The sequence below is a fragment of the Curtobacterium sp. ER1/6 genome (assembly GCF_001742745.1).
GTDB lineage: Bacteria > Actinomycetota > Actinomycetes > Actinomycetales > Microbacteriaceae > Curtobacterium > Curtobacterium citri.
The window spans coordinates 868,501-891,916 of sequence record NZ_MJAK01000001.1 but is presented as its reverse complement, the minus strand read 5'-3'; the positions used below and the strand labels follow the sequence as shown (position 1 = coordinate 891,916).

General features: G+C 70.4%; 17 protein-coding genes. 6 read left to right on the top strand and 11 right to left on the bottom strand.

Features of this window, described 5'->3' with window-relative positions:
• Window positions 1-116 precede the first annotated feature (116 nt).
• A complete protein-coding gene (locus Cus16_RS16555; RefSeq protein ID WP_189319520.1) occupies window positions 117-254 on the top strand; it encodes a hypothetical protein in 138 nt (45 codons plus the stop codon).
• The gene (locus Cus16_RS04025; RefSeq protein WP_141718790.1) at window positions 251-1,393 is read left to right on the top strand and encodes a hypothetical protein; all 1,143 of its coding nucleotides are present in this window, start codon (window positions 251-253) and stop codon (window positions 1,391-1,393) included. Before Cus16_RS16555 ends, Cus16_RS04025 begins: the two co-directional genes overlap by 4 nt.
• Window positions 1,394-1,456: 63 nt before the next feature.
• Here Cus16_RS04025 and Cus16_RS04020 read toward each other — a convergent pair whose 3' ends face one another.
• The 5 genes from Cus16_RS04020 to Cus16_RS04000 form a co-directional block, all read right to left on the bottom strand.
• Window positions 1,457-2,083 carry a response regulator transcription factor gene (locus Cus16_RS04020; RefSeq protein ID WP_069711261.1) on the bottom strand — a complete coding sequence of 209 codons (627 nt, stop codon included), beginning with the start codon at window positions 2,081-2,083 and terminating at the stop codon, window positions 1,457-1,459.
• A complete protein-coding gene (locus tag Cus16_RS04015; RefSeq protein WP_141718789.1) occupies window positions 2,080-3,279 on the bottom strand; it encodes a sensor histidine kinase in 1,200 nt (399 codons plus the stop codon). The genes Cus16_RS04020 and Cus16_RS04015 overlap by 4 nt, the downstream gene beginning before the upstream one ends.
• A gap of 52 nt (window positions 3,280-3,331) precedes the next feature.
• On the bottom strand, window positions 3,332-4,138 hold the full coding sequence (locus Cus16_RS04010; RefSeq protein WP_069711259.1) for an ABC transporter permease: 807 nt from the start codon (window positions 4,136-4,138) through the stop codon (window positions 3,332-3,334).
• Window positions 4,135-5,055, bottom strand: coding sequence for an ABC transporter ATP-binding protein (locus tag Cus16_RS04005; protein WP_083263663.1), 921 nt, complete (start codon window positions 5,053-5,055; stop codon window positions 4,135-4,137). The genes Cus16_RS04010 and Cus16_RS04005 overlap by 4 nt, the downstream gene beginning before the upstream one ends.
• Window positions 5,056-5,185: 130 nt before the next feature.
• On the bottom strand, window positions 5,186-7,636 hold the full coding sequence (locus tag Cus16_RS04000) for an ATP-binding cassette domain-containing protein (protein ID WP_069711258.1): 2,451 nt from the start codon (window positions 7,634-7,636) through the stop codon (window positions 5,186-5,188).
• Window positions 7,637-7,748: 112 nt separating this feature from the next.
• Between Cus16_RS04000 and Cus16_RS03995 the strand changes: the two genes are divergently transcribed.
• Complete coding sequence (locus Cus16_RS03995) at window positions 7,749-8,681, top strand: NADP-dependent oxidoreductase (protein WP_069711257.1); 933 nt, start codon at window positions 7,749-7,751, stop codon at window positions 8,679-8,681.
• Here Cus16_RS03995 and vsr read toward each other — a convergent pair.
• Together vsr and Cus16_RS03985 are read right to left on the bottom strand one after the other, a co-directional pair.
• Window positions 8,671-9,207: a DNA mismatch endonuclease Vsr gene (vsr, locus tag Cus16_RS03990; protein WP_083263662.1), complete on the bottom strand. Its 537-nt coding sequence runs from the start codon at window positions 9,205-9,207 to the stop codon at window positions 8,671-8,673. The genes Cus16_RS03995 and vsr overlap by 11 nt on opposite strands.
• Before the next feature lie 72 nt (window positions 9,208-9,279).
• Entirely contained in the window at window positions 9,280-9,870 is a 591-nt protein-coding gene (locus Cus16_RS03985) for a hypothetical protein (protein WP_069711255.1), read from the bottom strand.
• Window positions 9,871-9,922: 52 nt separating this feature from the next.
• Here Cus16_RS03985 and Cus16_RS03980 point away from each other — a divergent pair, with 52 nt between their 5' ends.
• Both Cus16_RS03980 and Cus16_RS03975 read left to right on the top strand, forming a co-directional pair.
• Complete coding sequence (locus tag Cus16_RS03980; protein ID WP_223246507.1) at window positions 9,923-10,138, top strand: DUF1653 domain-containing protein; 216 nt, start codon at window positions 9,923-9,925, stop codon at window positions 10,136-10,138.
• Between the two features lie 47 nt (window positions 10,139-10,185).
• Window positions 10,186-10,689 (top strand): hypothetical protein, encoded by a 504-nt coding sequence (locus tag Cus16_RS03975; protein WP_141718788.1) that lies wholly within the window; start codon window positions 10,186-10,188, stop codon window positions 10,687-10,689.
• Between the two features lie 72 nt (window positions 10,690-10,761).
• Here Cus16_RS03975 and Cus16_RS03970 read toward each other — a convergent pair whose 3' ends face one another.
• Window positions 10,762-11,535 (bottom strand): SDR family NAD(P)-dependent oxidoreductase, encoded by a 774-nt coding sequence (locus Cus16_RS03970; RefSeq protein WP_069711253.1) that lies wholly within the window; start codon window positions 11,533-11,535, stop codon window positions 10,762-10,764.
• Window positions 11,536-11,657: 122 nt separating this feature from the next.
• Between Cus16_RS03970 and Cus16_RS17100 the strand changes: the two genes are divergently transcribed.
• Window positions 11,658-12,719: an AraC family transcriptional regulator gene (locus Cus16_RS17100; protein WP_069711252.1), complete on the top strand. Its 1,062-nt coding sequence runs from the start codon at window positions 11,658-11,660 to the stop codon at window positions 12,717-12,719.
• A gap of 44 nt (window positions 12,720-12,763) precedes the next feature.
• Here Cus16_RS17100 and Cus16_RS03960 read toward each other — a convergent pair whose 3' ends face one another.
• The 3 genes from Cus16_RS03960 to Cus16_RS03950 all read right to left on the bottom strand — a co-directional run bounded on the left by Cus16_RS03960 (window position 12,764) and on the right by Cus16_RS03950 (window position 23,414).
• The gene (locus Cus16_RS03960; RefSeq protein ID WP_083263695.1) at window positions 12,764-13,033 is read right to left on the bottom strand and encodes a hypothetical protein; all 270 of its coding nucleotides are present in this window, start codon (window positions 13,031-13,033) and stop codon (window positions 12,764-12,766) included.
• 425 nt (window positions 13,034-13,458) lie between these two features.
• Window positions 13,459-15,432, bottom strand: a complete 1,974-nt coding sequence (locus Cus16_RS03955; RefSeq protein WP_069711251.1) for a hypothetical protein — start codon at window positions 15,430-15,432, stop codon at window positions 13,459-13,461.
• Window positions 15,433-15,440: 8 nt separating this feature from the next.
• The gene (locus Cus16_RS03950; RefSeq protein WP_069711250.1) at window positions 15,441-23,414 is read right to left on the bottom strand and encodes a DUF3320 domain-containing protein; all 7,974 of its coding nucleotides are present in this window, start codon (window positions 23,412-23,414) and stop codon (window positions 15,441-15,443) included.
• Window positions 23,415-23,416 lie beyond the last annotated feature (2 nt).

Here is a 23,416-nt window from a genome sequence, read left to right as displayed (position 1 = left end):
GGCTCGCCTACGCAGGGCTCTGGCGGTCGTGGACACGGTCGAGGTATCCGGGGCAGTGGTTCGCCTTGTTCTGGTTGGGAGTAGCGCTCGTGTGCCTGGGCGTCGCCCTCCTCTGCATGAACGGACCGTTCGTCTGGGTGCCCCTCGTCCTGATGCCGGCGTTCGTCCTCTGCGGCGCGCTCGGCTTGTGGATGGCGCTGGACGGTGCGCGGTGGGCGACGCCGGGCTGGTACCGACGGGCGATGCGACGATGACCCAGCACGTGCCGTGGGACCCGTGGCCGGACGTGCGGTGGGGGTCGTTGATGATCGTCGGCGGACTCGTCGTCGAGGTCCCGGACGGATGGACAGCACGGTCCGACGAAGCAGGTGTCGTGCTCGACCGCAGGGATGGCGTCGTCTCGATCGTGTTCCGGGCGGCCGGCGAACCCCTCGCCGACGACCTCATCCGTGTGCCCGCCGACGCACTCCTGCTCGAAGCGAGCGAGGACCGGCTGCTCGTCGCACTGCCTGCGGTCGACCACGTCCGCATCCGCGACGACCGACTCGTGGCCGACCGAGGTGTGCTGGTCCGCATCGGCGTCGAGTGCTCGGTGGAGCACTGGCCGGCGACGTCGCGGATCGTCGACGACGTCCTGGACTCGCGGTGGCACCGGGTGGAGCACCGACCCGTGGTCCCGATCGCCGAGTCTGCCGGACGCGATCGCGCCGCGCCGTCCTTGCAATGGAAGGCGCACCCCGACGTGCTGGACCACCTCGTGCGGTTCCGTGACCGTGGCCTCGTACCCGGAGCAGCGCGCCGGTCGGAGGCCGGAACCTCCGCCCGCGAGCTCGGGTTCGTCGGGCGGTTCGGCGGCGTCACCGACAAGGGCGATGAGGTGATCGGCCCGGTGCTCGACCACGACGCCGTCCTCACCGTGAAGGTGTCCGACCCCGGCACCGCCGCCGTCACCGGCCGGTGGACGTGCTGGGTGCAGGGACAGCGGTGCGTGGTCCGGGCCTCGAGGAGTGACGGGACCGACGCGCTCGGCATCATCGCCGTCGGCACGATCCCGGTGCACCTCCTCGGTTGGCTCGACCTCGACCCGGTCGGCTCCGTCGGTGCGGGGGAACCGGTCACGATCTCCACGGCACAGTACGAGGACCGCTCCGGGCCCTGCCCGAGTGACGTCGAGTGGTTCCGGACGGCGTGGGCGGCACCGACGTGGAGGTTCGTCAGCGGGTGGAGTCACGAGTCGGGGACCGGGGTGTCCGGGCTCCTCGTCCCGGGCGTCGGGGCCCTGCGGTGGGAGCGCGGCGAACACGAGGTGACGTTGCAGCCGGCGCGGAACGCATCGGTCGTCCGGAACGCCGTGTCCGCCGCGGTCGGGCTGATGGCCGTGACTGCGCGGTAGACCGGTCGGGCTCCGGCTGACAGCGGGCTCGGATCGCGGTCGTCAGGTCTCGCATGACGGGTGTCAGCGAAGCAGCCCGAGCTCCATCGCGCGGGTGACCGCCCGGGTGCGGTCGTTCACGCCGAGCTTCTCGAACACGTGCCCGAGGTGCGTCTTCACCGTCGTCTCGCTGAGGAACAGCGCGCGCCCGATCGCCGGGTTCGACCCACCCTGCGCGACGAGCTGCAGCACCTCGAGCTCGCGCGGGGACAGCGTCGGGCCGGCGGGAGCCTTCGTCGTGGCCCGGCGGACGAGGGCCGCGGCCGCCGAGGGTGCGAGTGCGGTCTCGCCCCGCGCGGTGGCGCGGAGGCCGGCGAGGATCTCGGACTCCGGTGCCGCCTTGAGCAGGTATCCGGCGGCCCCGGCTTCGATCGCGGCCAGGATCTGGTCGTCGGACTCGTACGTGGTGAGGATGAGGACCCGGATGCCTGGTTCGCGGGCGATGATCCGCGCCGTTGCCTCGTCCCCGTCGATGCCGGGCATCCGCAGGTCCATCAGGACGACGTCGGGACGCTCGGCGAGGGCGATCGAGACCGCGGTCTCGCCGTCGCTCGCCTGCCCGACCACCGACACGTCGTCGGCGTCCTGCAGGAGCGCGACGATCCCGGCGCGGACGATCGGGTGGTCGTCCGCCACGACGACGCGGATCACCGGGTCACCGCCGACAGCGGTGCGGGTGCGGACGGGAGGCGCGGCGCGGGCCCGGTGGGGACGGTCGCCTCGACGACGGTGCCGGCTCCGGGCGACGAGGTCACCACGCAGGTCCCGCCGGCCAGGGCGAGGCGGTCGCGCAGGCCGCGCAGGCCGTGCCCGGCGGACGGGACGGACGCGTCGAAGCCGGCGCCGTCGTCAGCGATCCGCAGGGTGACGTGCGGGCCGTCGACGAGCAGTGCGACCCGCGCCGAGGCGGCCCGGGCGTGCCTGCGGACGTTCGCCAGGGCCTCCTGGCCGACGCGGAGCAGGACCACCTGCGTGTCCCGGTCGAGCGGGACGTCGGGGGCGTCGACGGTGACGGTGATCCCGGTCTCGCGGGTGCACCGTTCGCCGAGGCGGTGGAGCGCTGCGCCGAGGCCGTCGCTCGACACCCCGGCGGCACCGGCGGCGACGAGGGTGCGGGAGTCCTCGAGCGCGGTGCGGGCGGACTCCTCGAGCACGGCGAGTCGGTCGCGCAGTCGGTCGGGCCGGTCCGCGTCGAGGTCGCCGCGCGCCCGCTCGGTGAGCATGACGATGCCCGCGAGGTCCTGCGCGACGGTGTCGTGGATCTCGCGCGCCAGACGCTCCCGTTCGCTCGTCACGCCGGCGGTGCGGTGTGCCTCGGCCAGGGACGCCTGTGCGGACTGGAGCTGTTCGAGGAGCAGCCGTCGCTCGTCGGAGAGCTGGCCGATGCGGGTGATCCAGAGGCCGAGCGCGCACGCTCCGACGACGCTGATGCTCTCGATGAGGAGCGTCGAGAGCAGCTCGTCGGGCCCGGAGGCGATCTGCAGCCCGGTGCCCGACGCGATGCCGATGACGACCGAGACGGCGATCGACGTCCGGGCGCGTTCGATCTGGCACCAGGCGACCGGGAACAGGATGCACTGCACGAACGCGCTGCTCGGCACGACGGCCGGCAGGACGAGGGCCGCGACGACGAGGAGCGGTACGAACGCGGCCCCGACCCGGGGGTCGTCGTACCCGCGCCGGCCGTAGGCGACGTAGGCGACGGCGAGGACGCCGAGCATCGCGAACGCGGGCCACCGGGTCGACCACGGTGACCAGCCGAAGGCCGCGATCACCGCGATGAGCGCGACCGTCACGCCGAAGGCGACGTGGAGTCCCATGTTGCGCTGCGTCGTGATGCGGTCCATGCGGCCAGCCTCCCATCGATCTGCGCTCGTCCGGCGGTTCTCCACAGGCCTGTCAGGCATCCCGACGGTTCCACCGGAACGTGAGCAGGCAGGCGACCACACCGAGGACCAGCCACGCTGCCAGGACGAGGGTGCCGAGACCGAGGTGCCACGCGCCTCCCGGCTCGGCGGACGCGAAGCCCTCGGGCAGGAACACCGACCGCATGCCCGACGCCATCCAGCGGAGGGGGAAGACTCCGGCGACGGTCTGCAACCAGTCGGGGAGCTGTGTGAAGGGGAGGTAGACACCGGAGATGAACTGCAGGACCAGGACGATCGGCACGATGGTCGCGGTGGCACGGCGGCCCTCGCGGGGGAGCGCCGAGATCGCGATGCCGAGGACGCAGCTCGTGGCGACGCCGAGGAGCACGATGCCGGCGAAGCGGGCCCACGCGCCACCGTCGGTCGGCAGGTCGACGCCGAACACGAGGGCGGCGATCAGGAGCAGGAGCACGACCTGGGCGGTGACGGTGACCAGTACCATGCCGATCTTGCCGACGAAGTACGACAGGACCGGCAGCGGGGTGCCGCCGAGGCGCTTCAGCGTGCCGTCGCTCCGCTCGCCGGCGATGTCGACGCCGAGCGACTGGGTGCCGGAGAGCAGGAGGGCCGTGGCGACGAGGCCGGGCAGGTAGTAGGTGGCGTAGTCGACGCTCACGCCGGGGCCGGCCTGGATGTCGGGCGAACCGCTGAAGGCGACCGAGAACAGCGCCAGCATGATGACCGGGAAGAGGAAGGTGAAGAACACGGCGTCGGGGGCGCGGAAGTAGGAGCGGACCTCGTAGCCGATGCGGTGCAGGCCGAGTGCTGCGGCGTTCATGCTGCGTCCTCCGTGATCGTGTGCTGCGCGGTCTGCGGTGTGTCGTGCCCGGCGCCGTGCCCGGCGCCGTGCCCGGCGCCGTGCTCGGCGATCATCGCGAGGTAGACGTCCTCGAGCGCGGGGCGGATCACCTCGAGGTCGTGCATCGCCGTCGCCGTGCTGCGGACGAGTGCGGTCGGGTCGGTGGTCCGCCGTTCGTGCTCGATGCCCGCGTCGTCGCGCCACCGGACGACCGGGGTCCGGGCCTCGGTCCCACCGATCTCGTCGATGGGGGCGATGTCGATGAGGCTGCCGTCGGCGATCACCGCCGCCCGGTCCGCCAGGTGTGCGGCCTCGTCGAGGTAGTGCGTCGTGAGCAGGATCGTCGTGCCCTCGCGCTTGACGTCGTCGATGAGCTGCCAGAACTGCCGGCGGGCCTCCGGGTCGAAGCCGGTCGTGGGCTCGTCGAGGAACAGCACCTCGGGCCGGCCGATGATGCCGAGCGCCACGTCCACCCGGCGCCGCTGCCCACCGGAGAGGCGGCTGATGCGGGTGTTGCGCTGGGCCTCGAGCCCGGTGACGGCGAGGAGGTCCTCGACCGACCGGCTCCGCGGGTACAGGTGCCGGAAGTGGGCGAGTTGCTCGGCGACGGTGACGTTCGGGGACTCGCCGCTGGTCTGCAGGACGATGCCGACCCGGGCGTTGTGGCCGCGGCTCGTGCGGGCCGGGTCGTGGCCGAGGACGCGGACCTCGCCGGCGGTCCGGGAGCGGTAGCCCTCGAGGATCTCGACCGTCGTTGACTTGCCGGCACCGTTCGGGCCGAGCAGCGCGAAGGTCTCGCCGCGCTCGATGGTGAACGAGACGTCGGACACGGCGCGCTTGCCGTTCGGGTACTGCTTCGTGAGGCGCTCGACCTGGATGGCGGGGCTGTTCGGCATGGTCCCAGCCTGCTCGCGCCGGGCGGGCGGTGGATCGGGGGGTCGGGTGGAGCAGCATCCTCCGATCGGAGGATGCTGCTGACCGCCGCGGTCGTGGCGGGCGTGGGCCGCGCCTCCCGTCCGACGCGCGTCAGGAACCGAGCGCCGCCCGCAGGAAGGGAGCCGTCCTGCTGTCCGGTGCGGCGGCGACCGCAGCCGGCGTTCCGGCGGCGACCACGCGGCCGCCCTCGTCACCGCCCGCCGGACCCATGTCGATCACGTGGTCGGCCTGGGCGACGACGGACATCGTGTGCTCGACCACGACGACGGTGTTGCCCGCATCGGTGAGGCGGGCGAGCTGTGCCGTGAGGAGTTCGACGTCGGCGGGGTGCAGCCCCGTCGTCGGCTCGTCGAGCAGGTAGAGCGTGTGGCCGGAGCGCGCCCGCTGGAGTTCGGTGGCGAGCTTGATCCGCTGGGCCTCGCCGCCGGAGAGCTCCGGTGCGGGTTGCCCGAGGCGGAGGTAGCCGAGGCCGACGCTCCGCAGGGCGTCGAGAGCGCGGGCGGCGGCGGGGAGGTCGGCGAGGGCCTCGGCCGCGTCGTCCACGGTCATGCCAAGCACGTCGGCGATGGTCGCACCGCCCCGGCGGACCTCGAGGGTCTCGGCGTTGTAGCGGGCGCCGTGGCACTCCGGGCACGGCGCCCAGCTGCCGGGCAGGAAGAGGAGTTCGACCGAGACGGAGCCCTCGCCCTGGCAGACCTCGCACCGGCCGCCCTCGACGTTGAACGAGAACCGGCCGGCGGTCCACCCGCGCTCGCGGGCGTCATCGGTCGCGGCGAAGGCCTGGCGGACGGCGTCGAACATGCCCGTGTAGGTCGCGAGGTTCGACCGGGGCGTCCGTCCGATCGGCTTCTGGTCGACCTCGACGACGCGGCTGACGATCGGGTGCGACGTCGCGATCGCGGGGAGGACCCCGCCGACGAGCGAGGACTTGCCGGAGCCGGACACCCCGGTCACGGCGGTCATGACACCGAGGGGCAGGTCGACGTCGAGGCCGCCAGCGTCCGCACCGCCTCCGGTCGGTCCACGCAGGTTGTGCAGGGTGGCGTCCCGGATCTCGAGGGTGCCGACGGGCTCGCGCGGATCGCGCGGGTCGCGTGGTGCTCGGGGCGCCAGGTAGCGGCGCGTCACGCTCTCCGACACGTCGGCGAGTCCCTCGGGTGGCCCGCTGTAGAGCACGCGACCGCCGCCGGTCCCGGCACCGGGGCCGACGTCCAGGATCCAGTCGGCCCGACGGACGATGTCCATGTTGTGCTCGACGACGAACACGCTGTTGCCGCTCGCGCGGAGGTCCTCGAGGACCTGCACGAGCGGTTCCGCGTCGGCCGGGTGCAGGCCCGCGGACGGCTCGTCGAGCACGTAGACGACCCCGAACAGCCCCGAGCGGAGCTGCGTCGCGATGCGGAGGCGCTGCATCTCGCCGGGGGAGAGCGTCGGCGTGGCCCGGTCGAGACCGAGGTACCCGAGCCCGAGGCCGGTGAGGACCTCGACGCGGCTCAGCAGGTCCGCGGCGATCGACTTCGCCACCTCGGACCGTTCGCCGGAGGTCACCCGGCTCTGCGCCGCCGACGGTTCCGCCAGCTCGGCGGTGGGGCGCAGGACCTCGGCGACCTCGGACAGCGGCAGCGCGTTGAACGCCGCGATGTCCAATCCGCCGAACGTCACCGCGAGGGCCGCGCGGGTCAGACCGGAGCCGTGGCAGAGCTGGCACGGGCCGGACTCGACGAAGCGCATCGCCTTGTTCCGCTGGGCCTCGCTCTGCGAGTCGGCGAGGGTGTGCAGCGTGTACTGGCGGGCGCTCCAGAAGCGACCCTTGTACGGCTTCGCCACGCGGTCGCGCTTCGGGTGGACCTCGACGACGGGCTGTTCCTCGGTGAAGAGCAGCCAGTCGCGGTCCGCCTGCGGCAGCTCCCGCCACGGACGCTCGATGTCGTAGCCGAGCACGGCAGTCACGTCGCGGAGGTTCTTGCCCTGCCAGGCACCGGGCCACGCGGTGATCGCGCCGTCGCGGATCGACAGCGACGGGTCGTGCACCGCCGAGGCCTCGGTCACCTCGTGCGCCGTGCCGAGACCGTGGCACCGGGGGCACGCACCGACCGCGGTGTTCGGGGAGAACGAGTCGGAGTACAGCTGCTCGGCATCCGCGGGGTAGGTGCCGGCGCGGGAGTAGAGCATCCGGACGGAGTTGCTCAGCGTCGTCAGGGTGCCGACGGTCGACCGGGTGCTCGGGGCACCGCGGCGCTGCTGCAGGGCGACCGCCGGGGGCAGACCCGTGATCTCGTCGACGTGCGGGGTGCTGCCCTGGGCGATGAGGCGTCGGGCGTACGGGGCGACGGACTCGAGGAAGCGGCGCTGGGCCTCGGCGAAGACGGTGCCGAAGGCGAGGCTCGACTTGCCGGAGCCGGAGACGCCCGTGAAGGCGACGATGCGGTCGCGCGGGATGTCGACGTCCACGTCGCGGAGGTTGTGCTCGCGGGCGCCGCGGACGCGGATGAAGCCGTCTGCAGGGATGGTGTGGTCCGTGGGGTGGTGCGAGGCGGGCATCCGTTCGAGCGTAGGCGGCGACACCCTGCGGTGTCCGGTCCGGGCCGTCCGCGTGTTCCCTCCTGCAACGTCCGCTGAGTGGAATGCAGCGCCCGCGCGTAGACCGGAGGACATGAAGGTCGTCGGAGTCGAAACGTTCGGAGGGCCCGAGGCCCTCGCCGTCCACGAGGTCCCGGAGCCGCAGGCCGGCTCCGGGACCGTCCGCATCAGGGTGCAGGCGTTCGCCGTGAACCCCACCGACACCGGGGTCCGTGCGGGGCAGCGGGATTCTTCGGAAGCCGCGCCGCCGTACGTGCCCGGGATGGACGCCGCCGGGGTGATCGACGAGGTCGGCGACGGTGTCGAGGGCTGGCAGGTCGGCGACCAGGTCATGGCCATGGCGCTCCCGTTGTCGGAGCACGGCGGCGCGTACGTCGAGCACCTCGTCGCGCCGGTCGGCTCGTTCACGCGGATCCCGGCCGGGCTGTCGATCGAGGAGGCCGCCACCGTCCCGATGAACGGCCTCACCGCGCTGCAGATCCTCGCGCGGTCGGGGCTCGGCACCGGGGACACGCTCGCCGTGACCGGAGCCGCGGGCCTGCTCGGGAACTACGTCGTGCAGCTCGCAAAGCAGCGGGGCATCACGGTCATCGCCGACGCCGCGCCCAAGGACGAGGACCTCGTCCGCTCCCTCGGGCCCGACCACCTGGTCCGACGTGGTGACGGCTTCGCGGCCGCCGTGCGCGGGATCGTGCCGGACGGGGTCGACGCGCTCGCCGACGCCGCCGTGCAGCGGGACGAGGTCGTCGACGCCGTGCGCGACGGCGGGTTCTTCGCGGACGTGCGTGGCTGGGAGGGCAACGGCGCTCGCGGCATCCGGTTCGAGCGGATCATGGTGTACTCGGAGTACACGTCGTTCGACCTGCTCGAGGAGCTGCGCCAGGCGGTGGAGGACGGGATCCTCGTGCCGCGCGTTGCCGAGGTGCTGCCCGCGGAGCGGGCGTCGGAGGCGCACGAGCGGCTCGAGGCAGGCGGGACCCGGGGGCGGTTCGTGCTCACCTGGTGAGTGCGGGTTCCGAACCTGACGAGGTGACGGACTGGAGGCGCGGTGCCAGCTGGCACCGCGCCCCCCGTCGGTTGCGGTGCCGGCCCACGCGCTCCGGTCTTCGTCTGAGGATGGCGGTCCAGCGGTCGAGCTCGTCCTCGACGCGATCTGCGACGGCCGCGGGATCGTCGTGCTCCCACGAGCGGATGACGCGCCAGCCTTCCGACGTCAGGATCGCCTGGTTCCGAGCGTCGCGCTGCCGGTTCGCGAGGACCTTCCGTCGCCACAGCTCGGCGTTCGCCTTCGGGAGGTGCGTGTGCTCCTCGCAGTGGTGCCAGAAGCAGCCGTCGACGAAGACCGCCACCCGAGCGCGTGGGAACACGAGGTCGGGACGGACGCGGCACCGGCGGCTCACCTGCCGGTCGACGAAGAACCGGCGGCCGCGGCGGTGCAGCTCGCGGCGCAGCGCGAGCTCGGGTGCCGTGTCACGACGGCCGAAGCGGGCCATGTGGCGGCGGCGTGCGTCTTCGGCTTCCCGCTGTTCCATGCGTCGAGCGTCACAGACGGGTTCAGGTCGCGGTACGCCGAACGAGCGATCGGTGGACGGCCTGCCGCTGCGCTAGCGCTGTGCAGGGGGAGTGGACGCGGTCTCCGCCGCAACGTCGTCATGCGCTGCGAGGAAGCGTCGGACGCGGGCGAGGCTGCGCCGAAGCTGCACGACCGTGATCGCCCCGACGACGACCAGCACCCCGACGAGGACGATCCGGAACCACGACGTGACGTCCGATGCGAGGCCGTTGACCTGCGACCCCGCGATACCGCAGAAGAGGAAGAGTTGCTGCGCCGTGACGAGCGGGAGGGTCACTTCGAGCACGTGCGCATGGGCGACGGCTCGTGACTCGAGGGCAGGGGGAATCGATGCTGCCGACAGGACCGCCCGCTGCACGTCGCGCTGCTCGGCGGCGTCGAGACCCCCGGTCGCGGCGCTCACGAGGTGCTTCAGGCGGAACTGCGACACCAGCGTCGACAGTGCGGCACCGAGGCCGCCGAGGGCCATCGCGCAGCCGAGGCTGGTGAGGAACACCTCGAGCGGACTCCCGCCATGGCTCAGCCACACCCCGATCGCGATCCCCGCGACGGCACCGGCAATCGCGATCCAGACCGCCCGGCGTGCGGCTCGACGGACGGCGTCCTGCAACTGCGTCTCCACAGGGGCAACAGTAGGGCCCGGCGCGCGACCACGTCCGGCTACCATCGGCCGCGTGAGCAGCGACGTGACGCCCGGACGGTACCGGCACTTCAAGGGCGGGGAGTACGAGGTGGTCCTCGTGGCCAAGGACGTCGAGACCGAGGAGCCGGTCGTCGTCTACCAGGCGCTGTACGGGGAGCGGGGGCACTGGGTCCGGTCGCTCGCCGACTTCACGGCACATGTCTCGCGCGACGGGTACGACGGGCCGCGCTTCACTCGCCTGGACTGAACGGCAGTACTGCTCCCCGCGCAACAATGGGTGTGATGAGCCGCTGCGTGGGAGACGTGTTCGTCGTCCGCCGCGAGGGCGTTCTCGTCGCTGAGCCGACCGGTGGCCTGGCGCGACGGGATGCGGATGCTCCTCCACAGTCGTGGTTCGCGACCATCGACGACGAGACCGCAGGCCTTCCGCTGAACAGCAGCGGCAGGGTCTCCGCCGAGATCGAACTCCTGAGCCCGGTTCCCGACAGCGGGGTGATCGGCCGAGTCGTGCGGCTCTCGCCGGCGGCTGACGCCATCGAGTCGTCGAAGGGGCTCTGGCAGGCCCGGCGCGACGACGCGATGGATCTGCTCGAGCTCGTACCCGACGGATGGCAGCCGTACGAGGTGCGCTTCGGCGAGCTGGACACGCATGGTCGGGAAGCGTTCGTCGGCACGCTGTTCCCGGTGCCGGTCGAGGTCATCGACGCGGTGCTCGGCGCAGGGCGGGAGCAACTCGTCCGGATCGAGCCGTGGCTCGAACCCCACAGGACCGACGGTTGCGATCGATCGGCGACCTGAGGAATGACGGACGGGAGGCGCGGTGCCAGCTGGCACCGCGCCTCCCGTCCGTCACGTGGTTCCGGACTCTGCTCAACCGAGCCGAGTTGACGCGATCCCGCCGTCGACGTCGATCGTGCCGCCGGTGACGAACGCGGCCTGGTCGGAGACCACCCATCGGACCGCCCGCGCGATGTCGACCGGCTGCACCGGGACGCCGGCGGGGGTGCGCCGCGTCATCGCGGCGAGGACGTCGGCCGCGTCGGCGTTGCCCGGGGTCGCCGTCGCACCGGGCGCGACCGTGACGACCCGGATGCCGCGGTGCCCGTACTCGGCGGCCCAGGCGCGGGTGAGCTGTTCGACGGCGGCCTTCGTGGCGGGGTAGAGGGCCATGAACGGGACGCCGACGCGGGCCATCCACGAGCCGATGTTGACGATGTGGCCGCTGCCGCGCTCCGCCATGCCGGGAGCGATGGCGGCGACGAGGACGTGCGGCGCGCGGATGTTCGTGGCGAGGAGGGCGTCGACGGTGTCGTCGTCGAGGGACTCGGTCGGGCCGCCGGGGTAGACGCCGGCGTTGTTGACGAGGACGTCGACGTGGCCGCCGAGCTGGTCGCGGGCCTCGGCGGCGAGGGCGCGGACCACGTCCGGCCCCTGCGACAGGTCGGCGGTGAGGGCGACGGCGCGACCGCCCTGGCGCTCGATGTCCTCGGCGACGGCGCGGGTGCGCTGCTCGTCGCGGCCGTGGACGGCGACGGTCAGGCCGGCGGCGGCGAGTTCGCGGGCGATGGCCTCGCCGATGCCGCTCGAGGCGCCGGTGACGAGGGCGGTGCGGGGTGTGGTCTGGTCGTTCGGTGCGGTGGTCATGGGTCGATGGTCCGGCGTCTCCGGTTGCCGCGGCTTGCCCGGATCCACGAGGACGTTGCCGGATCCCGCAGCAGGACCCCGGAGCGCTGTCGCAGTCTCCGTCCCGTGGGTAGCGTGGCGACGTGGACGACCGGATCGCGCAGCACCTCGACCGTGCGGCGGGGATCGCGTCCGCGCATGCGGCGGTCCCCGGGAAGGACCGGCAGGACGCCGTCGCCCGAGCAGGATCGGCGCACCACGCTGAGACCCTCGGGCTGACCGTGTCGAAGGTGCACGAGCCGACCGGGCTGTTCGACCGGCGGTACGAGCCGTCGTTGTCGGTCGTGCTGCGCGGGCGGAAGCGCTCGATCGTCGGGGACGACGACCAGGTGTGGGGGCGGGAGCGGTTCATCATCACACCGGTGGACCTGCCGGTCGTCGCCGGAGTCGTGGACGCAGCGGGGGATGACGGGTTCGTCGCGGTCGTCTGGCGACTGGACCCGGTGGTGGTCGGGGAGGTCATCGCCTCGATGTCCGTGCCGGTGTCGGCGTCCGGGGTCGCCGCTGCCCCGCTGCCTCGGCTCGGGAGCTGGACGGAGCCCCTGGCGGACGCGTTCGCCCGGCTGCTCGCACTGCTCGATGCGCCGGAGGACATCCCCGTGCTGTTCCCGCTCGTGTCGCGGGAGATCGTGCTGCGGCTGCTGCACACCGAGCAGGCGCCGCGGATCACGGCGGCGCTCGACGGGACCGGGCCGTCGGTGGTCGCCGGGGCGACGGCGCTGCTCACCGGGCGGATGGCGGAGTCATGGTCGATGGAGCGGCTCGCGCGGGAGCTGCGGGTGAGCGAGTCGACGTTGTTCGCGCGGTTCAAGGAGGCGACGGGGATGACGCCGGCGCAGTACCTCAAGCGGACGCGGTTGGGGGAGGCGCGGCGGCGGATGGTGGTGCACGGGGACACTGCGGCGCGGGCTGCGGCTGCGGTGGGGTTCCGGAGTGCGTCGCACTTCTCGCGGGACTACCGGGAGGCCGCCGGCGGCGGACGCGGTGGTGGCGAGAGCGCAGCTCGCGCTGGCAACGGCGGTGTAGTCGCGCAGGGTGGGGCGGGACGGACCGGAGGCGCGGGGCGGGGTGGTGGGGCGACTCCCGCCCGGTGGGTGGTCGATGAACCTCGTCGCTCCGCGACCACGCGTGTGCAGGAAGGTTAGCCGTCCTCGCGGCCGGGGAGCAAGGCGCCGTCGAGGAACGCCTCTCAGTCGGCGCGGGCGTCGTCGTCGATGGTGGGGGCACCGTGGCCGTACCGGGCGTCGGTGCGGTCGCGCTTCGGTCCGGAGAGCCAGAAGCACTCGTCGGTGTCGACATCGCGGAAGTTGGCGTCCCACGACTGCTCGCGGGCGAGGGTGCGGCCGTGGAAGTACGCCGTCTTCCAGGTCTTCGTGAAGCGCACGCGGCTGATCCAGGCGGGGCCGGCGTCGAGTGCGTGGCCGGTCTTCAGCTGGACGTACATGATGCGCTCGGGCACGGGGCGAGCGTAGCGGAACCGCAATCGGTCGCTCGCCTTGCCGACGACGATCATCTTCCGGCGCGGAAGCATGCTCGCAAGTACCTTCACGAAGCGTTGCGAAGAGTGGCCAGTGGGCCGTGTATGCAGTTGTGGGCCAGCGCCAGCCGCTCCCGCTCCTCCGTTAGTACCTGTGCGATCAGCTTCGAGTCCGACACTTCGATCGCCTGAGCCGTCGCGGTCGCCGTCTCGCTCACTTCAGCGAAGTCCTCTGAGGTCTGCGCCTCGCGAGCCAGCGTCGGCGGGTGGCGGAGTTGCGGGCGGCCTCGCGGGCGCTCGCGGCGGGGTTCGTCAGCTTCGGTGTAGCGATCTGAGCCGTGCTTCGGACAACGGGTCCGTGTCCTTCGCGGAGAGATCATGGCGTGCTTGCCATCCGCGAGCGCGCGCTAGTTGGTTCTCGTGTTCGTGAGGTGCGGGCCGATGTAGCCGATGAACACCTTGCCACTCCGGTCCGTGTCATCGAAGTAGTGCATGCGCGGAGCGAACGTGTCGCGATGTGTTGGTTTGAAGTGCGCGAACATCTCCTTGGGGACCAGGGTGCCCGTGGAGTCGGGGATGGTGAAGATGCGTTCTTGACGCCAACCCTTGTTCTGCAGAACTGAATCACTCTCCGTCGAGGCGTGACGATCACGTGGGCATCGGGTTCCCATCGGTCCATCGTCATTGGTGAGGTACATGTGCATGTTCCCGCTCCAGCCGCCCGCCTTCGCCTCGGCGTAGTCGTGAAGAACGCGAACGTACAACCACAGCGCGGAAGCGTAGCGCCCGATGGGATCTCGCTCGTCGACGGACAGGGGACCAGCGTCGTTGCCGGTGAACTGAACTCTCGCAAACGCCGCGTGTTCTTCATCACCGGGCGTCAGCCGCGCAACCAGCTCCCTCACGCTTTCGGGACCCGCCCAGGCGCTTTCATCCGGCACGATCGCCAGGGCGGCACGCTGCTCGCTGGTCATCGAAGTGCGGAGCCAATCCCGTTCCCGCCTCAGGTCAAGAGCATCTTGCGCTTCGCTGGCCGCTACCAACTCGAGCTCATCGATGCGCTCGTTGAGTGCGAGAAGCTGATCGGCGAGCCGTGTCTCCCGAGCGCCGGCTTCAGCGAACAGCTCTTCGTAGGCTGACTTCTCGCCGGCGGCCTTCGCGAGGAGCGAATCCAGAGCATCGAAGTGGCCGTCCTCCAAGTTCGAGGCACCGAGCCAGCGTCGCACGAATCGGGCGATCCGGTCTTTCAGTCCGATGGAGAGGGCGCCGGGTTCTGGCGACTCAAAGGAAGAACTGACCGTCGCCTCGGTCGTCCCCGTGTCCGTGACCGAGCGCGTCTCGACGGCCTCGCCCGTCGCGAGCGTTATCTCGCCGCGCTCCGCGACGATCGTACTGATCCGAGCGTCCCGAATCCTCCGACTTTCGGCGTCGATGAGCAGGCGCATTCCACGTCGAACGTCCTTCGGGAGTTCGTGGCCGAGGAAGTGTTTTCGGATGCCTTCCGCGTGCAAAGACTGGAGGGGCAAAGCCACTCGGCCGCCACGTATCGAGCGAGCAAAAGTCGCCGGGCCGAGGACACGGTGTCGAGCACCGTCGGCGGGAAGTCCGAGGTCGACGTCCGTCACGAAGGTGCGGACCCGTCCCGGTGGGACACGATGTGACGGCGGGAGCATTGCAGCGAGAGCAACAGCGGCAGCATCTGTCACGACGTACGTGGCAGCCACGCCGACGCTCATCGCGGTCAAGTCGGCGATCGTCCGTTGCCAGACCTCGTCCGTGTCGCGGCTCAGCGAGGTTGCCACGACCACCGGTACTCGGCGTTCTGCGTCGTTGATCACGGCCACGAGCGCTGCGACGTCATCAACATCGACACGGACTGGCGCCGATGTGAGGTGAGCCGCCCCGTCGCGCACGACGGTCCGAGCGAGGAGGTTCCTGACGATGCGAGGAGGTGCGACGTCCCGTATCGCTCGCTCCGGCTCAACGTCGAGCATGCCCGCCTCGATCACCACCGCCTCGCCGTTCGACCGAGACGACAGCGCGAACACCGAGATGAGCCAGGTACCACGATCGTTGGTCTCGACGAAACGCGTCAGGCGCCTCCGGGCCCCGTGAGCATCGTCGTCGATGGTGACCGATACAACTGCACTCTTTCCGAGCCGGACGTCGCCTTCGCCGTCCCAGTCCGCAGATTCGAGAGTTCCGCGGCGCTTTGAGCGAAGCTTGGAGCGCAGCCACTGCCGCAGCTCCTCATCGGACAAGTCCAGCGCAGAGACGTCCTCTGGCAGACGAAGCACTGCCCGGTAGCCGACTGCGTGGTCGAGCACTGCTGCCTGCGCGGCTGACGCGCCGGCGCTCCCGGCGACTTCCTGCGTTGCCACGTTTCTCCTCATCGGTCCGCCATCCGGCCCAGCTCGAGATCGCCTTGAGCAGTTCGAGCAACTCGCTGCGAGGTCAGCGCAACCATCAACGCCATCGTCATACGGTCGCTGACGTTCTGCGTCATCCTCGTTCCACCGAAGAGCGCGAGCGTCTCGCGCAAGAGTGACGTCTCGGACCGAGGCCCGCCGTGACGGATGAGATGGACCATCGCGTTGCCGATCTCCCGGAGTGCGACGACTTCGACCGGCCGGAAGTCCTGAGGAGTGGATGCCCGGAAGCCCGACCAGCATTCGGGGTCGACGCCGATCGGCCAGACGAAGCGCTCCAGCGCACTCCAGCGCAGCATGGGTGGCACGAGCGCCGAGATCGCCTGTGCCCGAGCGGCGTGCACGCGATCCAGGCCGAACGAGTTCGCGACCAGGCGCACCAAACGCTCCTCGGCGATCGGCCCTTCCGCCTGGACCACCTCGACCAACAGCGCCTGGACACGAGCAGCGTTCTGCGGGAGATTGATCGCGTCGAGGACGGAGACGTCCCCGTACAGATCAGCCTGCGACCACGGACGGAACCGTTCGATCTCTCCGATTGCGGCCACTTCACGAGTGGATGCGTCTTGCCCGACCTGCGAGGCAGGGGAGACGTGCAAGCGCGACGTGCCTGGCTCATCGGGGCCTCCGCCCACCGCGCGAGCGTTGTGGCGGACGTCGACTGGGTCGTCCGAGGGCTCGGGAGTTGGTTCGAAGAGGTCTGTCCGGGCTGCGAAGTCGATCGGCGACACCGGGAGCGAGTGATCAACCGTGGACCCGTTCGAACCCCCCGAGGACGCCGACGCCCCTGGCAGCTCGTCGAGCACGTCGTCGATCGCCGTCGAGACGGCGGTTGTCGCATCAGCGGCAACGACTCGCTCCTCATGCGCCTTCTGCAGCGAGTCGACGATCGAGTCGACCACGACGCCGTGGTCCGCCAGCCACTGCGGCATCCACACCCGTCGGACGCTCGGCCAGTGCATCAGGTTCTTGAGGACCTCCAGCGGGAGCGCGTCCCGGTCAGCGACCGTAGCGCGTGCTGCCCAGGCGGGGGTGTCGAGCAACACTGCGAGCAGCGGCTCCGTCGGGTTCGACGGGTGGGCCACAGCGATGTCGACCTTGAAGTCGGACAGTCCCACGTCCGTCTGGACGGCGAGCCCGCGCGCAGCCAGCTCCGAGGCAATTTCGTCGCGGTGCCGATCCGTCAAGATGGCGTCGTCCCGTGCGCCGAGGGCTGCTCGGGCACCGCGCTGCGCCAGCTCGAGGTAAGCGCGCAGGTGCTTGATGCCCAACGAGGTCGTCTCGTCAGCGCGGAGGTCCTGCGGGTCGAAACTCGAGAACAGCACCACCTGCCGTCGTGCACGGGTCACCGCCACGTTCAGTCTCCGCTCACCGCCAGGGCTCGTGAGCGGCCCGAAGTTGAGCGGGAGGATGCCCCTTGAGTTCTTGCTGAAGGCGGTGGAGAACAGGATTGTGTCGCGCTCGTCCCCCTGCACGTTCTCGAGGTTCTTCACGAACAAGCCGTCCACGGCCGAATCGAGCGCCTCGTTGATGCGTGGGTCTTCGAGCGCACGCAGGAGCTCCTCCACCAGGGACCGCTGCTGCGCGTTGAAGGTCACGACACCGAGCGACGGGACGAGGTCGGGCGAGGCCGCGAATCGTCGCTGGATCTCCGCGACGATCGCGCGGGCCTCGACCGGGTTTGTACGGAGGTTCTGTCGGGTCGTACCTTCCTGCCCTGCGCGCATGAACTGGCCGTCGACACGTCGGAGGGACACCCCATGACCGTCGACGCCCGCGGATGCCTCACCGAGAGCAGGTGCGGGGAAGGACGTGAGCTGGTCGTCGTAGTAGTACCGGTTGCTGAACGCGATGAGCGACTCGTCCTGGCTGCGGTAGTGCCAAGTCAACTGGAAACGGTCCACGCGGGCCTGCACACACTGAGCGAGGATCGACTCCTCGTCGACCGCCACCTGTTCGGCAGCGCCGTTCTCGTCGTCGTCCGAGTCGTCGACCGAGGTCTCCGCGAACGAGGTCGGTGGCATCTGCTTCGAGTCACCGACCACGACCACCGCCTTCGCCCGCCCCATGGCACCGATCGCATCCGCCACCCGTACTTGGGAGGCTTCGTCGAAGACGACGAGGTCGAACAGGCCCGGTGTCGCTTCGAAGAACCGTGCGACTGAGTCGGGGCTCACCAGGACGCAGGGGGTCAGTTCGGTCACGTACTGGCCGTATCGCGACATAAGCTCGCGGACCGGCATGAGCTTGCGCACCTTCGACGAGCGCACCTCGGCGAGGAACTGCCCGGCGCCGCCGGACGCGGTGGTCTCGTTGAACGTCCGCCGGGCGACGACCTTCTCGGGAATGACGCGCGGGAGGTGCTCCCGCAGATCACGAGCGGCGTCGACGTACCGTCCGATCTTGTGTTCGTGGGATGCAGGGTCGAACTGGTCGAGCCCCGTGGCGCGTGCCCGTTCAAGTCGAATGGCGGTCGCGAGCCCCCGGTCGAAAGCCTCGAGCGCGTCCTCGGATCCCTGGGAGCCGGTGAGCAGCACCTCGTACGCGTCATGCAGTCCCGCGGCGCGGAGTGGCTCGAGGACCGACAGCCAGTCCATCCAGGACTCGGGAGTGCACCCGTCACGAGATGCGCCCGAACGGCCGTCACGGGTCGCGTTCCAGCGGATGGTCGGCAGCTCTTCGCCGAGCCAGGGAAGCCACGCCGCGCTCGAGGCGAGCCCTTCGAGAGCGGACGAGAATGCGACGACCTGGTCGCGGAGCTCGGGCTGCGGAGCACGGGAACGGGTCGCGTAGGCGAACAACGCTCGACGGAACCGTCGGCCTTCCGCATCCTCGCTTGTACCGCCGGTCACATCGGCCAGCCAGCTCAACCACCGGACTTCGGCCGCGAGCGACACACGTGCGTCCTGGTCGAGCGGACTCCACCCCGCGCGGATGACGAGACCCGGGATCACCGCGATGCTGCTGGCGAGGTCCCGAGCAGCCTGCTGCATGTCCGCAGCCCGCGCCGTCAGTGCCACGAGCCGGTCAGGATCGATGACCACACCCGGAACCGTGTGTGGAGCGAGTTCGTCGGAAACACTCTGAAGGCGTTTCTTGCGACCGAAGATGCTCGACGTCGCGGCGGTGGCGGCCTCCCTGGCGATCGCAGCGAGATCCGCTCGAAGCGCTTCCGGGCGGATCACGGCGAGCACGTCGGCGTAGCGCTGCGAGAACGTCTGGACCAGGTCCTGAGCGGCGGCTGTCGCATCACGCCATCGCGGTGTCCCGGCTTCGATGAGCACGGCAGCGGCGACAGGCGGTGCCTCGACGATCGAGGCGAGGGCTCGGAAGTGCTCTGGCCTCGTGGCATTGGTCAGGGCTTCGGCGTAGGAGCCGAGCGTCGGGTCATCGCGGGCCGGAACCAGGTCGACCACACGATCGAACTCGACGGCGCGGGCACGCAGGACTTCAGGATCGGTACCGGCCGAGGCGAAGGCCCATGGGTGATCGGCGACCGGGCGCGCCCGCAGTGCGACGTCCGGCGCTTCTCTGAGTGCTCGACGGATCGAGTTGATGTCCGACTCCGTGATGCGTGCCGCGACGTCGACCGGGATCTCGAGCGTCCGTGTGATGTCGGCGGTCGCGAGCTCCGAGTTGCGTGCCATGTAGAACGAGCGGCCAGATTCGTTCGTCTCATGCAGCCTCCGGGCGTACCTGCTGAGGCCACGGCGGTTCTGCGAGACTGCGTCGCCCGTGCGGACCACCGCTTCGTGGTCGACCCGCGGCCGTTGCGCGAGCGCCTCCCGGAGACGAGCGCGCACTTCAGCGGGCTTTGCTCCCTTGTCGTGCAGGTCGAGGGTGAAGGGCGCGAGTCCGACCGCGTCGAGTCGACGTTGAACGACCTGGAGGGCGGCGCGCTTCTCTGCGACGAACAGCACGCGCCTGCCGTCGGCGATCGACTTCGCAAGCAGATTCGTGATGGTCTGCGACTTCCCCGTACCGGGCGGGCCCTCGAGCACGAACGTGCGCCCGGCCATCGCAGCAGCGACCGCCTCGAGTTGCGAGGAGTCAGCCGGCACAGGGAGGTCGGACAACAGCTCGTCGAGCTCGTCCGTCCCGGCCGAGGCGTGTTCGAGGTCGACCTGGTCGCCGACGAAGCGCTCGGTCGGTGACTCGATCAGGTGCTGCACGAGCGGATTGGTCGACAGAGCCGCCCAGTTCTCGTCGAGGTCCTTCCAGAGGCGGAACTTCGCGAACTGCAGGATGGCGAGGTCGACTGTGGGTTCGACGACGGCGTCGATGCCGGCACGGAGGATCGCCGCTCGGGTGCCCGCCAAGACCTGCTCCACGTCGATACCCGACGCGTCGGACTTCGGGTCGGCGAGCGCAGGGATCCGGATGCGATGCTCCGCCCAGATCTTCTCGAGGAGGCAGTAGTTCGGCGTGGACATGCCGGATTCGTCGAGGACGACCTCGTACGCGCCGCCGCGCGTCCTGGCCTTCAGCGTGACGGGCACGAGGATGAGCGGAGAACGGACCTGCTTGCTCTTGACCGTCCAGACCATCGACCCGAGTGCGATGTACAGGTTGTTGGATCCGGTCTCCTCGACGACGGTCTTCGCCTTGTGCGCGAGCGTCTGGAAGTGGCGTGAGTAGCGGTCGACGGAGACGTCCCCGTAGACCGTCTTGTTGCCTCGGAACAGCTCGGTCTTGTCATCGTCGGGGAGGGACGCCGCTGTCCGCACGCCGCGTTGCAGGAGCACCTCGGGGAGATCGTTCGAAGCCCGGATCGTGAAGGGCTTACCGGAGTTCAGGTAGTCCTCGAACTCGGCGAGTCCGTTCGACGCCAGGTACAGCTCGAAGCGGGCCCGGTCCGTGAAGTTGATCAAGCGGTTCCGCAGGCTCAGGTCGAGCAGGTTGTTCTTCCACTGCTTCACGCGAGGGGGTGTGGAGTCCTCTGCGGACTCGGTCGCTGCACCGGAGTCCGCTGGGATGTACTCAGCGAGACGCGCATGTTCGACCTGGTACTCGACGACTCGCACCTCTCCGTCCTCGGTGACGGTCCTCGCCGGCAACGGGAGTATTTCGCTCCGGCGTGCGAGGAAGACGTCGACGACACCCTGGATGTCGTGGAGCTCCTCCGACAGGTGACGTGCCCCGGCAGCGATCACGTCGGCGAGCGAAGCCGCCGAGCCGTCCGTGGTGAGCATCGTGGTCTCTATCGGGGTCACGGCCCCGATGTCGACCAGGTTCTTCAGCGTGACCCCGGGGGAGACGAGTGACGGCATCGGTGTGTCGAAGCGCGTGTAGGCGAGGAAGGCATGCCGGCGCATGACGATCAGCAGCGGGCGAATCCCTGCCCACTCCAGCGCAGCAGCCAGCACCACCGTCGTGTCGAGACAGGTGCCGAACCGGCCTTCGAGCACTTCTGCCGGGGTCCTCACCTGCTGGCCCGCGCCGGCCCAGCTCGCGGGCGGCATGCTGTAGCGAACCTGGCGGTCGCGCATCGCCCGCACGATCGCAGCGACCGTCTCATCGACGCGCTCAGGCCCCTCCTGATAGCCGCTCAGGCTTCCTCGCCCCGTCTCGGCCGCCAAGATCGTCGACGCCTCGTCGAGGAGCGAGGTCAGCGCCGGATGGTTCGGCTGCACGTGCGCCGCGAGCATCTCCTCCGACAGCTGGGTGCCGCCGTCGACCCATTGGTGGGCGGCAACGAGGTGGACCTCCGCGGCGGCTGTGGCGAGAAGCCCGTCGCCGTCGCGAAGCGTGGCCGTGACGACGGCCGGACGAGCGGCCTCGACCGTCGCGGTGACTGCCGGATCGAGCCGGAACCCGAGGTCGTGCTTCTCGATCTCGGACTGCGGCGCCAGGTCGAAGAAGTGCTCCCTCGGCTCGCCGAGCGAGAGCCCGGCTGAGGAGACCTCGATCGTGAGCCGCGCGTCTCGAACGTTCGCGCCTTCGTGTCTGATGCGGACGGCGTTCACCACCGCGATCCGGTTGTGGGCCATCGCGTAGCTGATGAGCGGAGCACACTCGATCACGAGTTCCGTGGACCCCGTCGCCGTACCTGCCGCGCCCGATGCCGAGGCGGCCGAGGCCGAGTCGGTCGCCGAAGCTGCGTGCGTTGCTTCCACGGACGCGGTGTTCGTGCGCGTCGCGGTCCGCTCGGCCATCGACGACTGGAACGTCCGCCGGAGCTCCGTCGCCTCCGCTGCTTGCTCATCGGCTCCCACGGCCTCGAGGAGACGCACGGTCGTGTCGAGGGCCCGGTAGGTGTCTGCTTCGTCGAACACGGCGTTGTGTGCCCACCGGTTCCGGACATCGCGCAGCTCGCCTGCGAGTCGTCGCCCGTTGTGGTCGAGGTCGAAGGGGAACCCGAGCTGCGGCAACTTCTCGGTCAGGGCACGGAGGACGACCAGCAGGTCGTGTTCGTCGTACTGGCTGTTCGACCGGCCGTGCTTCTGCTGGTCGAGCAGCTGGATGAGTTGGGGCCACCGCGCTCCGGACGAGATGCGGGGCTGCAGGACGTCACTGACGAACGGCTGCAGGCCGGCGACCGCGACTCGTAGCGCTGCTCCGACGTACTCGACGTCCTCGGGGCCGTTCGTCATCGCAGCGTCCTCTCTTGCGGGTCGTGAGCGCGGTTCGGTGAACGGCGCCTCCGGAGCAGCCGACGGTTGTACGGAAACCCCCGCCGACACCGACTCACCTTGCCATGAGCCGCCGTCATCACTGGCACGGGCCGAAAGAAGCGCTGAGTCGAGCGTCGCCTCGTCGATCATCGGAACGCCGTACTGCCGCGCCTTCCTCGCCTTGCCGCTCAGGCTGTCCGGGTCTGCCGCTACGAGGAGGGTCGTCTTCTTCGTCACCGCCGCGCCTACGGTGACACCGAGCGCGCGCAGCTCGCCTTCGATGTCCGCTCGGGGGCGACGCATCTCGCCCGTCAGCACGACGATCGTCGCTGCGTCGAGCTGCAGCGGCCGCTCAGCGGCCGGTGTGCCGAACTGCGTCGGGCTACCGGCGGACCCTGCGAGCGCCGCCCGCACGACGTCGGACGGGACCCGCAGCAGCTCGGCCACACGGTCGACTTGCGCCCGTTCGGAGGGATCGAGCACGCCGTCGCGTAGGGCGGCGTGGGCGAGTGTGTGCACGTACTCCTGGTGAAGTCGGGCGCGCTGATCCGCCGGCATCCCGAGGTGTTGGGCGAGATCGTCGAGCGCGACTGATTCGTCGATGGTGAGGAACCCGTCCGCGACGGCACGGTCGACGAGAGCGAGGTACTCCTGTTCGGTGTGGTCGGTGCGCGCCGGCAGGAGTTCGACCGCGCGGTCCAACGCGCTCGTGGCTGGGGCGGCCGAGGCGCGGCGTCGGGGCAGCCACTCCGGTCCACTCGCTCGGGGGCGTCCCCACGTGAGTGTCACGCCGGTTTCGAGACGTTCGTCCCAGCGTCGCCGGTCCTCCGCGGGGTCCTGTATGTAGGCGCCGAGGAGCCGAGCGGTCGCGCGGGCATCTGCGAGTGCTTCGTGCGCGTCGACCAGGTCGATGTCGAACGCGGAGCAGCAGTCGGCGAGATTCCGCGCGGCACCGGGCAGGAAAGTGCTCGCGAGTCGCATCGTGCACACCGAGTTGTCCGTCGTACACGGGAACGGCGCGCCGGCGCGAGCGAACTCCGCCTGCAGGAAGGAGACCTCGAAGCGCACGTTGTGGGCGACGAGCGTCCGTCCCTGAAGGAGATCGGTCAGGTCGCCGACGATGTCAGCGAACGTCGGCGCACCGATGACGTCCGCTCCGCGAAGACGGTGGATGTGCGTGGGCCCGAGGTCTCGGTTCGGGTTGACGACTGTCTCGAACTCGCGCTCGATCCGCCCGCGTTCGTCGACGAGGACGACGGCGATCTCGATCACTCGGTGGCCTGTCTTGGGAGACAGCCCCGTCGTCTCGAGGTCGACCACTG